We start from the raw sequence: 12,503 nt of genomic DNA on the forward strand, positions 1-12,503 counted from the left end.
AGAAACTATCATTCAAAATGAGTCACCGTATTTTATCACGACTCAATTAGGATTGCTATATGCTAATTCTTCTCACTTTTCATCCAGATAACCTGGAAATATTTACCAGTAGGGATGTCGATACGGTACTAAAAAGAATTGATGGCTCTCACAATATTTGGTTGCGTTGTGTTCACTTCCGCGATCGCACTGGAACAGCCAGAATTATCAAGCACTTTGGACTCAATCCATCTCGTGTTAACATGATTTTTAACCATTCACCTCTAGGAATTGATGAAGATGTAGAAGATTGTTTATTTGATAGCTATGAAATCTTATCTTCTCAAATAAAAAATCATGAGTTTGAGGTTGTACGTGGCAATATTGTGGTTGGAAATAATTTTATCATCACCTTTGAAATCACTGAATTAAAAATTTTAAGCATTCTAACTAATAATTTGCAAAAGCGAACTCTAGATATTCATAAGTTGGGAATTGACTATCTTTTTTATCTCATTTTTAAAGATATTTTAAATAATTATGAAACTGTATTTGAGTATATTTCTAGAAAACTTGATGATTTAGAAGATGAAGTTTTAGACAATTCCGGTGATGAATCAACGTACAAAAAAATTGCCACAATGAGGCAATCTACTCGTTCTGGACGCCGTAATTTTCAAAGTATCAAGTTACTTATGGGTATTATGGATAACGAAGATTTCCAATGGATTAGCCAGCCAGTGAAGGAACTATTCAATCAAGAATTGGTTCATCACGTTGATAAACTCTGGCAAGAATATCAAGCTCTGAGAGCCTGGATGTCAGAATTAATGGAAATTCAACGCGATAATATTGCTAGCAAAACCGGTGAACGAATTAATCGCCTAACTATCCTCTCGACTATATTTTTACCAATCACTTTCATGTCTGGTTTCTATGGAATGAACTTCAAATATATGCCGGAATTAGAGCAACCTTGGTCTTATCCTGTTGTGATTTGCGTTATGGCATCAATTGTGATTGGTAGTATTGTCTATGCTAAAAAACAACGTTGGTTGTAATGTCTATCAAGTTACGAACAAAAATATCCCCGACTTATTGAACAAGTGGGGGATCTGAGTCTCTTGAAGGAATGTAGATTAAAATAACTCATGCTGGCACTAACCACTAATCACTGCGATCGCATCAATTTCTACTAACACATCTTTAGGTAAGCGCGATACCTGCACACAAGCCCGTGCTGGGGCTGTATCTTCCGGGAAATATTTGGCATAAACGGCATTCACCGCCGCGAAATCATTCATATCAGCTAAAAATACAGTAGTCTTCACCACATCTTGAAAAGTTGCACCAGCTGCTGTGAGGATGGCTTCAAGGTTAGCTAATACCTGCTCAGTTTGCTTTTTAACATCATCAGTGTAGACCACATCACCAAGGCGGGGATCGATGGCAATTTGTCCAGCGACGAATACAAATTGACCAGAAGCTGCGATCGCTTGATTATAAGGGCCAACTGGAGCCGGTGCCTTATCAGTATTAATTACTTTACGAGTCATAGATATTACTTTCTCTAACGATGTTTCCTGTTTACCGATTTCCGCTTCAGGTGCGATCGGTTTGTAAACTTCTCCATCTGGCATTATCGCACGACTGAAGTCAGCATCCTCAATTAGCCATCCATAAGTAGTAGCATCAGTCAAGTCTGCTCTTGTCAAATTTGTTTCCTTCAAATTTGCCTTTCTCAAATCTGCTCCTTGCAGAACTGCTCTCTCCAAATTTGCTCTTTGGAGACAAGATTCTTTGAGGTTTGCCTGTCCGAGATTGGCTCCAGCCAGATCAGTTCCAGTCAAATTTAAGCCTGATAGATTAAAGTTCTGTAAATTCACTGCTTGCAGTTTGGCATCCTGTAGATTTGCCTTTTGAAAGTTTACGCCCTCTAAGTTAGCTCGACTCAAATTCACTCCTACTAGGGAAAGTCCACTAAAATCTATACTATTGAGTGTTGAATTACTCAAATTTGCTCCTCTCAAGGAAACTTCTCTCAAGTTTGCACTACTTAGATTTGCTCCACTTAAATTTGCATTGTCTAAGTTGGCGTGACTCAAGTTTGCACTACTCAAATTTGCACTACTCAAATTTGCCTTGTCTAAGTTGGCGTGACTCAAGTTTGCACTACCTAGTTCTGCACCACTTAAGTTAACACTGCTTAAGTTTGCACCACTAAAGTTTGCTGTACCACCATTCACTTTACTGAAATTTGCGGCTGTCAGACATGCCCTACTAAAATCGGTTCCGTAAATTGTTGCCTTTGTCAGGTCTGCCTTACTTAAATCTGCACCTTTGAAATTTGCACCAATCAGATTGGCATTCGATAAGTCTATTTCAATCAGGTCTGTATTTCTGAGGTCTACATTTTTCAGTACTGCTGTCTGAAAGTTCCTTTGTCCTGCGGCGTATTTCTCCAAAAGTTCCTTAGCGTCCATAATGCACCTTTAAATACCACTGACACAGTATAATCACAAAAACTTTGTGTCACAGATATTCCTCTCCCCTCCACTCTCTGCGCCCTCTGCGCCTCTGTGGTTCGTTCCTCCTACCCCAACCTCGGACGTATCCCATAATGCCATCAGGTCAGCATCGCGATCGCCCTTTTAGGAGAGAGGTTTTCCAGATACCGTGAAAAGTCAAGGGAGGGACGACTCCAACAAATGAAATCGTCCCTCCCAATTTATAAAAGTGAAATATTCCCTATCTACTTACCCTAGAAGGTTCAACCCACTCATCCCAAGAACTATCGTAGCCATCATAAGTAATTTTATAAAGATTGTTACTAACTTCTAAAACCTGCCCTGGATACCATTTTCCCTTCCACAAAATTCTGACTGCATCTCCAGTTTGAAATGATGCCCGGAAGCGTCTACTACCAACCCATTCATTCCAGGAACTATCATAACCATCGTAGGTAATATAGCACTTATCATCATTAACCTTAAGTACTGTTGCCGGATACCATGCTTGCTTCCAAAGAACCTCAGCCTTTTGTCCCACAGAACAGGGTGAAGCCGCGAAAGCACTGGGAATCAATGTTCCTACCCAAGTTGCCATAAAGATGGCACTAAACAATACTTTGTTTTTCATGATTTTTATCTTCAAATAGTAAAACCGAATTTTGATGATGATTTATAGAAATCTACTTCAAAATTTGCAACTAACTGTTACTATTTTTATGGGATTAGTTTAGCGATCGCCTCAGCAAAAATTAGGAATTTCCACCGCGATATGTGAAGTTAGCACTGTGACATTTCAGGGTAAAAAACCTGTATGACACTTTAGTTACTCCTATAAAGAATCCAGATAATTAAATTGTGCCCAACTTATTAAGTAGGTGGGCGCTAAAAAATCCAACTATATTAAGAAATATAAATCCCTTAAAAGCCTATATTCAAAGCCTTCCTGGTGCTTTACATAAGTTTACGTAGTTTGGTTTAATTGTGCCTACCTACTTAGCAAGATATATTGCTGATAGTTGGCACAATTAGTATGTGAATATTTTGTAACTTTAAGCAGGGAAACCTGCAAAAAAGTCCAGAGTTTCTTTCAGTGCTTTGATAAAAATATCAATTTCCTCGCGGGTATTGTAGAAAGATAGACTTGCTCGTGCGGTTGCAGCAAGACCTAAATAACGGTGTAATGGTTGAGTACAGTGGTGTCCAGAACGGATCGCAACGCCTTCTTGATCTAATAATGTAGATAAGTCGTTGGCGTGGACTTCTCCGGCGGTGAATGACGCAAGAGCGGCTCTACCTTCTCCTTTCGCATTTGGTTTGGGGCCGTAAATTCTAATTTGGGGAATTTGCTCTAATTCTTGGAACAAATAAGCCGTTAATTCGGCTTCGTAGGCGTGAATTTTATCCATGCCAATACTGCTAAGATAATCTATTGCAGCCCCAAGTGCGATCGCTTCTCCAATTGCAGGTGTACCAGCTTCAAATTTATGCGGTAATTCTGCATAAGTAGAATGGTCTAAATACACCTCTGCAATCATCTCACCACCACCAAAAAATGGCGGCATTGATTCTAACACTTCCAACTTGCCATACAGAAATCCTATGCCAGTTGGGGCGCACATTTTGTGGCCGGAAGCTACCAACCAATCACAATCTATTTGTTGGACATCGATAGGGAAGTGGGGAACACTTTGGCAAGCATCTACTAAGAATTTAGCACCGTAGCTGTGAGCGATCGCACCAATTTCTTCCACTGGATTAATACAACCCAAAGCATTAGAAATATGCACCACTGACACTAACTTTGTCTTTTCGGAAATCAGCTTTTTAAACTGTGACAAATCAAAAGTTTCTTCTGGTGTTAATTCTACAAATTTCAGTACTGCACCCGTTTTTTGTGCCACCAATTGCCAAGGCACAATATTACTGTGGTGTTCCATCACCGACAGAATAATTTCATCTCCCGGCTGCAAATTATTCATGCCCCAACTATAAGCGACTAGGTTAATCGCCTCACTTGCGTTGCGGGTGTAAACAATTTCCTGACGTGATGCAGCATTGATGAATTTGGCAACTTTATCTCTAGCACCTTCATAAGCATCAGTAGCTTTAGCACTCAGGGTATGGGCACCTCGATGCACGTTAGCATTATATTGCTCGTAATAATCCCGCAGGGTATTTAATACGAACAAAGGCTTTTGCGATGTCGCGGCATTATCGAGATAAACCAAGGGTTTCTCATTGACTTCCTGATGCAATATCGGGAAGTCAGCGCGAACTTTATCAGCAAGGGTTTTGGTAGGAGTAAAAGTCATTGGTAGATTAGTTATTACTCATTAGTCAGGGACTTGAGATTATTCACTGTGTTTAAAAGGATTTCTCGCAGAGACGGAATCGGTATTTGGTTAATAACTTCAGCAGCGAAGGCGTTAATTAACAACTTCCGTGCATCGTTTTCATCAATTCCCCGACTTTGCAGATAGAATATTTCGTCATCTTCTAATTGGCTAACAGTAGCACCGTGAGCGCATTTGACATTATCCGCCGTAATTTCCAATTGGGGTTTGGTATCAACTCTGGCTTTAGACGATAGCAGCAAATTGCGATTCAACTGGGATGCATTTGTTAACTGCGCTAGTTTGGGTACAAAAACTTTACCATTGAACACCGCATGAGCGCGATCGCCTACAATACATTTATGCAATTGGTCACTTGTACCGTGAGGATAGTTAAGTGCGATCGCACTGTGAGTATCAGACAATTGCTTACCAGAAATCACCGTCAAACCATTGAGAGTAGTCTGTGTCTGCTCACCAGTTTGCAAAATCTCCAAATTGTGCCGCGACAACTTTGCACCTAAACTTATGGCATGACAAGTATATCGACTATCACGAGCTTGTGCGATCGCAGTCTTCCCAATATGAAAAGCCTCTGCACCTTCCCACTCAACCCTAGTGTGGCTCACCTCAGCATTGTCACCAACCCAAACTTCCGTAACCGCATTAGTAAAATATACTCCCTCTTCCTCCGCGCTCTCTGCGCCTCTGCGGTTCGTATACTCCTCAACCAACGTCACCTGCGAACCACTTTCCGCCACCACCAAACAACGCGGCTGCGAGATTGTCAGCGTCTCACCTGAAATAAACACCAAATGAATTGGCGTTTCAACTACCACATTCTTCTTCACCCATACCACAGCTGCATCAGTTATCCCAGCCGTATTGAGAGCAGTAAAAACTTCCTGCGCTCCCTCAGCTTGAGCTAAATACTGCTGCACACCTTCCTGCTCAACCGCAGACAAACCAGCCAAATTACTCACCACAATTCCAGATGGTAAATCTGAAACTGCTGATAACTCCGGTGCAAAAATGCCATTCACAAATACCAAACGACTATTAGCCGCCTCTGGCAAAATATCAAATTCTACAGACGCGACAGACGCAAAATTTCCCGCCTCTACATTAAATTGCAGCTTTCGTAGAGACGACAAATCAGTAAATCGCCATTCTTCCTCGCGGGTAGTCGGGATAATTGAGTGACGTACCCAATTAGCAGCACTTTGGCGTAATTCCTGCAACCAACCTTCTGTTTTAGTTGGAATTACTTGATTTAACAACCCAGTCAGATAATCATCTCTATCTAACATCGATGTCAAACTGACTGCATTTGAATTAGGTATTGGACTAGGAGATACTTGAATATTCATTACACACCCACCTCAGCAGCAGCAAATTCTTCCAGCACCCAGTCATAACCGCGAGACTCTAATTCCAGCGCCAGTTCCTTACCACCACTCGTAATAATCTGCCCCTGTGCCATCACATGGACAAAATCAGGCACAATATAATCGAGTAATCTTTGATAGTGAGTAATCAAAATTGTCGAATTGTCTGGACTTGCCAGTTGATTTACCCCATTCGCCACAATTCGGAGCGCGTCAATATCCAAACCCGAATCAGTTTCATCCAAAATTCCCAACTTTGGTTCTAGCAGAGCCATTTGCAGAATTTCATTCCGTTTCTTCTCACCACCAGAAAACCCTTCATTCAAACTGCGACTGAGAAAACTGGGATTCATCTTCACCACATCCAGCTTTTCCTCAATCAAATCGTCAAAATCAAAAGCGTCTATTTCCTCTAAACCTTGCGCCTTGCGCCGGGAATTGTACGCCACCCGCAAGAAATCCAAATTGCTCACACCCGGAATTTCTAACGGATACTGAAACGCCAAAAATACACCACTTCTAGCGCGTTCCTCCGGCTCCAACTCCAACAAATTTTGCCCTTGAAAAATCACCTCACCGCCAGTCACCTCATACGCCGGATGCCCAGCCAACACCTTAGAAAAAGTACTCTTACCAGAACCATTCGGCCCCATAATCGCATGAATTTCACCCGATCGCACATCCAGATTCACACCCTTAAGAATCGGTGTCCCATCAACATTAGCCGTCAGATTCCGTACAGACAGCACAACTTCACTATTCTCAATAATCATCTTCTCTCCCTTCTTTCTCTGCGCTCTCTGCGCCTCTGCGGTTCGTCATTCTTCCAAAAGATAAACACAGAACACCGATGTCCCTGTGTTTATCCTTGCATCCACTTATCCAACACTGCCTTCCAACTTCAAACTCAACAACTTATCAGCTTCCACAGCAAACTCCATCGGGAGCTGATTAAAAACATCCTTACAGAAGCCGCTAATCATCATCGAAATAGCATCTTCCGAAGAAATACCCCGTTGAGCAAAGTAAAATAACTGATCTTCCCCAATCTTAGAAGTAGAAGCTTCATGCTCCACCTTCGCACCGTTATTTTGCACCTGGATATAAGGGAAAGTATTAGCATGGGCATTATCCCCAATCAGCATTGAGTCACACTGAGAATAATTTCTCGCCCCTTTAGCCGTCGGGTTAACTTTCACCAAACCCCGGTAACTATTACTAGAATTACCTGCGGAGATTCCTTTAGAAATAATTGTACTGCGGGTATTCTTCCCAACGTGAATCATCTTACTACCCGTATCAGCTTGCTGCTGATGATTTGTCAGCGCCACCGAGTAGAACTCACCCACAGAGTTATCACCCACCAACACACAGCTAGGATATTTCCAAGTAATTGCCGAACCTGTTTCGACTTGAGTCCAAGAAATCTTGGAATTTACGCCCTGACACAAACCGCGCTTGGTGACAAAGTTGTAAATACCGCCTTTACCGTTGGCATCTCCAGCGTACCAGTTTTGGACAGTTGAGTATTTAATTTCGGCGTTGTCGAGGGCGACAAGTTCCACAACAGCAGCGTGCAACTGGTTACTGTCATACATCGGTGCGGTGCAACCTTCGAGGTAAGAAACATAACTACCTTCTTCGGCGACAATCAAAGTCCGCTCAAATTGTCCCGTATCACCAGAGTTGATGCGGAAGTAGGTAGACAGTTCCATTGGGCATTTTACGCCTTTAGGAATGTAGACAAAAGAGCCATCGCTAAATACGGCAGCGTTCAAGGCGGCAAAATAATTGTCAGCGATGGGAACAACGCTACCCAGGTATTTTTTGATTAATTCCGGGTGTTCTTGCAACGCTTCCGAAAACGAACAGAAAATAACGCCGTCTTCCGCTAGCTTTTCTTTAAATGTAGTGGCGACAGAGACGCTATCGAAAATCGCATCGACGGCGACATTTGCCAGTCGCTTCTGTTCAGATAGGGAAATGCCTAACTTCTCAAAGGTTTCTAAAAGAGTTGGATCAACTTCGTCCAAACTGTTTAGTTTTTCTTTCTTGCGTTTCGGCGCTGAGTAGTAAATGATATCCTGATAATTAATTGGCGGATACTTGACATTCGGCCAAGTTGGTTCCGTCATTTTTTGCCACTGGCGATAAGCTCTGAGGCGAAAGTCCAGCATGAACTGCGGCTCGTTCTTCTTAGAGGAGATCAAGCGAACAACGTCCTCGTCTAGTCCACGCGGAATAGTGTCGGCCTCAATATCAGTAATAAAGCCGTACTTGTAGGGTTGGTTGACTAAGGTTTTGACAGTGGCACTCATCAGTAATAATCTCTCGTGTTCTGAACTCTTTTAGGATGGGAGACGGACTTTATCTTTATTCGATTCCCATATCAGGTTACGCAATGGTTACACGGCTGCTAGAATAGTTGTGGAGACTAAAACAACAGCTTTGTTGTTTAACCTATCTTCATTTTACGCTAGATTAACAACAACAATGTTGTCAAAGTCAAATTTTCAAAGAAATTTTTGGGACGTTCGCTGAACGCCTCGCACCAACCATAAGATGGCGACTACCCACCAGTCCTCAACCAAGCAAGATATCCTTGAGTATCTGCACAAACACGAAAAAGCAACGGCTTTGGAGCTAGCTGAAGTTTTAGACGTTACCCCCCAAGCGATTCGTCGCCACCTCAAGGACTTGGAGACGGAGGAGCTAGTTTTGTATTCGACATCAATGCAGGCGGCGGGTATGGGGCGGCCGCAGCACCTTTATCAACTGAGTCGTCAAGGACGCGATCGCTTGCACCGAACAATGAGCGATCGCTTTGGTGATGGCCACGGCAATTTCGCGGTTTCGCTGCTAGACACCTTAGCCGAAACGGTAGGACACGATCAATTTAAATCGATTTTAGAGAAACAGTGGCAGCGCAAAGCTCTAGAGTACCGCGATCGCGTCGGTAGCGGTTCACTGCGAGAACGGGTAGCCAACTTAGTAGAATTGAGAAAAGCGGAAGGCTTCATGGCCGAGTATCACCCTGTTGATGTGAATGACAGCTTTGAGTGCGATCGCTTTATTTTTATAGAGCATAACTGCGCCATTTCTAACGTTGCCGAATCTTTCCCCAGCATTTGTGGTCACGAATTAGAAATGTTTGCTGCTGTATTACCTGATTGTACCGTAGAACGCACCCACTGGATTATTGATGGCGAACATCGTTGTGGCTATTTAGTACAAGTTCGTCATTAGTCCTTTTTTTAATACCCAATGCCCCATGCCCCATGCCCAACTAAGTTTGAGATAGCGTTTATGGACGTAATACCACAGCAACCATCAGCACAATTTTTAACTCTGGAAGAGTCAGCAAAAGTAGATGCGGCTTTGTTGTCTTCTCCAGAAAAGTTTTTAACAAGATTGACAATTTCATCACTTAAGCTTTTAAAGCATATCGCCCAAGAGTACGGCGTTGCTATTGAAGATTTGACATCACAGCAAGTAATTGCTTGGTTTGAAAAAGATGGCAAAATTCGACGTGAGCAAGGAATTGAAGATTCATATTTGAAATGGTGAATTAGGATTAGAGTAAAAAGCCCTAGCGAATGGAATAGAGCCTCCGGCACGCTGGCGCGTAGCTTGCTTCTCCGTAGGAGTACGCGGCTACACGAGACTTTACCCGCCTACGCGGGTTTCCAATTTCTTAAGTCCGCGCAGGCGGCCTATCTTTCGGGTTCTCCAAAAGAGTACGTTTGTGTAGCCACGATTTCTAATCGCCAAGTATATTTGCAAAACTGATACCAATTCTGTATAAAGATGCGCCAAACTACATAAGGAACGAACCGCAAAGGGCGCAAAGGGCACAAAGAAAGAAAATTTGGCGCAGCCTCACAAAGAAATGGTATGAGATGCTCCCGTTTATATAAACTAATACCCAGAACCCCGACTTATCACCACAAGTCGGGGTTCTCTTTGAGAATACTACTGCGATTACAGCAGTTCAACTCGTGTTTTATCGAGTGAACTCGCATTAATCAAATATTTAAATCGCGTAGAGCCAAACGAATTTGTTCTACACGCCGGCGGTTGACACCGAGATCAGACTCTCCCACGCGAGATGCCGAGCGCAGATGAATTACTGACTCATTGGGAGGTAAATAAAACTCTACATCATCAACAAATTGGAAGATGCGGCTTTTAGAAAGAGCATGGATATAATCATTTTTCTGTTCTATAACTTCTGTACGAGGAACAACGCTGAGAACTTTTAGCAAGGTTTCTTTAGCTGCTTTGCGGTCTATATGATAGGGAATCGGGTCAATGGCGTGTTTTTCATCTGCATTTTGGCTGACAACACAGTTGTTTGAAGCCGGACAAGAACTCAGATGACCATTATCAACTCCCAAGATAGAAGAAGCAGCCCAAGTAGCCCCAGTAAGTATGAAACTACTAATAAAAGTTAGGAGTATTGCAAAAGTGACACTCAACAAGAGTCGTTGTGCGTAGGCGTAGCCCACCGTAGGTATCGCTGTTAGCAGACGGGACATGATAAATTTACGCCTCAAGGTTTAAATAGTACTCACCTTATTTTCGGTCATTTTTGGATGAGTGCTGCGCGTTATCGCTTAGGTAAAAGGGAAAGATGTTTTATCTTTTGCCCTTTCCCCAACCTTCACAAGCACATTTTTGGGTGGCAGACTACTAGTGGTCTCTCAAGTTTAAATTCATGGTTAAGCGAGTTCGTAGTAAGGACTTAAGTCCTTATATAGCGGTTCCCATTCAGATGCGGTACAAAATTATATCGCAAGGTGTAGGGGCACGGCATGCCGTGCCCCTACGGGTGTACCTCACGTAAGCGAGAAACGCTATATCCTAAGTACTAAAGTGCTTACTACAAACTCTTCATTACTAGCTTGATAAAGTACTAAGTAAGTCGGTGAGAATAAATCAAACTAGATTAACTAATGTAAAAATATTGAGATTAGTTCGTAGTGAGCGGCTCCATCGCTCATTTCAGGACTAAAGTCCTCTCTACGAGACGCTGCGCGAACACTACAAACCTTGAATTATTCACGCCGCTCTACTTAGTTCTGCATATTCCTCTTGCCATTATTGCTGGCAATAACGAAATAAAGCCAAAAAGTGACCAATAATTCAGATTTTCATTGACTACGAACCCAAAATCATTAACAAGGGTTGCGACTGCATTCCCTAGTGATTCCAGCTTTAACTCGGTTGAATTGCCTGGTATCGGTTTTGTTGTGGCCAACGTTAGAAAGTTTGATGGTTGTAGATGAACATAGGAATAATCGAGTCTTACAATAACGGATTTTTAGACGTTGTACCAGAGGGTGAATACAGCGACTATTGGCAGATTGCAGCTATACACATCAATGGCCAAGCCTACTGCCCTACTCCTCAGCTTTATCGTTCAGAAAAAGTAGCATTAGCAAAAGCTGCACAAATTTATGATTGGTTAGCTGACCACGAACATCAAATCATTAATGGAGCTTACAACTGCTCTGAATTGAAACTCATCCTATGGCAGCAACCAAAAGTATCTTAGTTGACCTCAGCGTAGATGCTTGCTTCAACTGAGTCCACAGGAGTATGTACTACTGTTGAAAAAAAATGCAGATTATAGCCAAACAATTATTTAAGCATTGTAATTGTTAGTCCGAGGACTACGAGTTCCAGTTACGGCTCCAATCATTGAGGCTATTAAAGCCAACAAAGAACCAAACACAAACCACCACAATCCCGAACGTAAATTAGATGCCGCTTCACGAGCTTGTTGGGCACTGATGTTTGCTTGTGGTACATTAACCCCACCTTGCTGTTGTACCTGGTTTATGACTTCCCCAGCGTTAGAAGCAGCAACACCAAAAGCACCAGATACTCCACTTGCTAACAGCCATGAGCTAACAGCCAAAGTCGTTGCCCAAAGAATTGCACCGTTGAGAAGAGCTGTATTGCGGTTCATCGGCCCACAAGCACGGGCTGTAACCCAACCACCAGTAAATAGGGAAATTAGTAACGCGATAGTTGACCAAAGCCCCGCATTACCCGCAGCGTTAGGGGCAATTGTTCTGGGTGCGCCTGAACCTTCAACTGTGCCTGCCGCAACCGCACCAATTATAGCGCTCAAAATTAATTGAGTGGCTAAAGAAACCAACAAACCAGCAATAATTGGCCCCCAGCGAACAAGATCATGATATTCAGCTACTCTACCTGCTACTACAGACTCAGTAGGAATAACGTCATTACCTGTACGATTTACGTATGACATAGTTGATGTTCTC

Annotated in this window: 12 protein-coding genes; 4 read left to right on the plus strand and 8 right to left on the minus strand. The window is 42.6% G+C overall.

Annotated elements, in window-relative coordinates:
- The first annotated feature begins 59 nt into the window (after window positions 1–59).
- A complete protein-coding gene (locus V7K50_RS28350) occupies window positions 60–1,040 on the plus strand; it encodes a magnesium transporter CorA family protein (RefSeq protein ID WP_334965995.1) in 981 nt (326 codons plus the stop codon).
- Window positions 1,041–1,139: 99 nt separating this feature from the next.
- Here V7K50_RS28350 and V7K50_RS28355 read toward each other — a convergent pair whose 3' ends face one another.
- The 6 genes from V7K50_RS28355 to sufB form a co-directional block, all read right to left on the minus strand.
- The gene (locus tag V7K50_RS28355) at window positions 1,140–2,462 is read right to left on the minus strand and encodes a Rid family detoxifying hydrolase (protein ID WP_334965997.1); all 1,323 of its coding nucleotides are present in this window, start codon (window positions 2,460–2,462) and stop codon (window positions 1,140–1,142) included.
- 265 nt (window positions 2,463–2,727) lie between these two features.
- Window positions 2,728–3,117: an agenet domain-containing protein gene (locus V7K50_RS28360; protein ID WP_334965999.1), complete on the minus strand. Its 390-nt coding sequence runs from the start codon at window positions 3,115–3,117 to the stop codon at window positions 2,728–2,730.
- 421 nt (window positions 3,118–3,538) lie between these two features.
- Complete coding sequence (locus tag V7K50_RS28365; protein ID WP_334966001.1) at window positions 3,539–4,801, minus strand: cysteine desulfurase; 1,263 nt, start codon at window positions 4,799–4,801, stop codon at window positions 3,539–3,541.
- A 14-nt stretch (window positions 4,802–4,815) separates the two neighbouring features.
- Window positions 4,816–6,192: a Fe-S cluster assembly protein SufD gene (sufD, locus tag V7K50_RS28370; RefSeq protein WP_334966003.1), complete on the minus strand. Its 1,377-nt coding sequence runs from the start codon at window positions 6,190–6,192 to the stop codon at window positions 4,816–4,818.
- On the minus strand, window positions 6,192–6,983 hold the full coding sequence (gene sufC / locus V7K50_RS28375; protein ID WP_334966004.1) for a Fe-S cluster assembly ATPase SufC: 792 nt from the start codon (window positions 6,981–6,983) through the stop codon (window positions 6,192–6,194). Before sufC ends, sufD begins: the two co-directional genes overlap by 1 nt.
- A gap of 105 nt (window positions 6,984–7,088) precedes the next feature.
- Window positions 7,089–8,528, minus strand: a complete 1,440-nt coding sequence (gene sufB / locus V7K50_RS28380) for a Fe-S cluster assembly protein SufB (protein WP_099103157.1) — start codon at window positions 8,526–8,528, stop codon at window positions 7,089–7,091.
- 244 nt (window positions 8,529–8,772) lie between these two features.
- Here sufB and sufR point away from each other — a divergent pair, with 244 nt between their 5' ends.
- A complete protein-coding gene (gene sufR / locus V7K50_RS28385) occupies window positions 8,773–9,456 on the plus strand; it encodes an iron-sulfur cluster biosynthesis transcriptional regulator SufR (RefSeq protein ID WP_334966006.1) in 684 nt (227 codons plus the stop codon).
- A 60-nt stretch (window positions 9,457–9,516) separates the two neighbouring features.
- On the plus strand, window positions 9,517–9,777 hold the full coding sequence (locus V7K50_RS28390) for a hypothetical protein (RefSeq protein WP_334966008.1): 261 nt from the start codon (window positions 9,517–9,519) through the stop codon (window positions 9,775–9,777).
- A gap of 458 nt (window positions 9,778–10,235) precedes the next feature.
- On the opposite strand, the gene V7K50_RS28395 is transcribed toward V7K50_RS28390, so the two are convergent.
- A complete protein-coding gene (locus tag V7K50_RS28395) occupies window positions 10,236–10,748 on the minus strand; it encodes a DUF1499 domain-containing protein (protein WP_334966010.1) in 513 nt (170 codons plus the stop codon).
- Between the two features lie 746 nt (window positions 10,749–11,494).
- Here V7K50_RS28395 and V7K50_RS28400 point away from each other — a divergent pair.
- A complete protein-coding gene (locus tag V7K50_RS28400) occupies window positions 11,495–11,767 on the plus strand; it encodes a hypothetical protein (RefSeq protein WP_334966012.1) in 273 nt (90 codons plus the stop codon).
- A gap of 90 nt (window positions 11,768–11,857) precedes the next feature.
- Here the strand turns inward: V7K50_RS28400 and V7K50_RS28405 are convergent, their stop codons facing one another.
- Window positions 11,858–12,490 (minus strand): hypothetical protein, encoded by a 633-nt coding sequence (locus tag V7K50_RS28405; protein ID WP_334966014.1) that lies wholly within the window; start codon window positions 12,488–12,490, stop codon window positions 11,858–11,860.
- Window positions 12,491–12,503 lie beyond the last annotated feature (13 nt).

Origin of the sequence: Nostoc sp., from assembly GCF_036917135.1 — a bacterium.
Taxonomy (GTDB): domain Bacteria; phylum Cyanobacteriota; class Cyanobacteriia; order Cyanobacteriales; family Nostocaceae; genus Nostoc.

Excerpts from the sequence above, each read along its gene's own strand:
- V7K50_RS28350 (WP_334965995.1), top strand. The coding sequence starts at position 60 with ATGCTAATTCTTCTCACTTTTCATCCAGATAACCTGGAAATATTTACC.
- V7K50_RS28355 (WP_334965997.1), bottom strand. The coding sequence starts at position 2,462 with ATGGACGCTAAGGAACTTTTGGAGAAATACGCCGCAGGACAAAGGAAC.
- V7K50_RS28360 (WP_334965999.1), bottom strand. The coding sequence starts at position 3,117 with ATGAAAAACAAAGTATTGTTTAGTGCCATCTTTATGGCAACTTGGGTA.
- V7K50_RS28365 (WP_334966001.1), bottom strand. The coding sequence starts at position 4,801 with ATGACTTTTACTCCTACCAAAACCCTTGCTGATAAAGTTCGCGCTGAC.
- sufD (WP_334966003.1), bottom strand. The coding sequence starts at position 6,192 with ATGAATATTCAAGTATCTCCTAGTCCAATACCTAATTCAAATGCAGTC.
- sufC (WP_334966004.1), bottom strand. The coding sequence starts at position 6,983 with ATGATTATTGAGAATAGTGAAGTTGTGCTGTCTGTACGGAATCTGACG.
- sufB (WP_099103157.1), bottom strand. The coding sequence starts at position 8,528 with ATGAGTGCCACTGTCAAAACCTTAGTCAACCAACCCTACAAGTACGGC.
- sufR (WP_334966006.1), top strand. The coding sequence starts at position 8,773 with ATGGCGACTACCCACCAGTCCTCAACCAAGCAAGATATCCTTGAGTAT.
- V7K50_RS28390 (WP_334966008.1), top strand. The coding sequence starts at position 9,517 with ATGGACGTAATACCACAGCAACCATCAGCACAATTTTTAACTCTGGAA.
- V7K50_RS28395 (WP_334966010.1), bottom strand. The coding sequence starts at position 10,748 with ATGTCCCGTCTGCTAACAGCGATACCTACGGTGGGCTACGCCTACGCA.
- V7K50_RS28400 (WP_334966012.1), top strand. The coding sequence starts at position 11,495 with ATGAACATAGGAATAATCGAGTCTTACAATAACGGATTTTTAGACGTT.
- V7K50_RS28405 (WP_334966014.1), bottom strand. The coding sequence starts at position 12,490 with ATGTCATACGTAAATCGTACAGGTAATGACGTTATTCCTACTGAGTCT.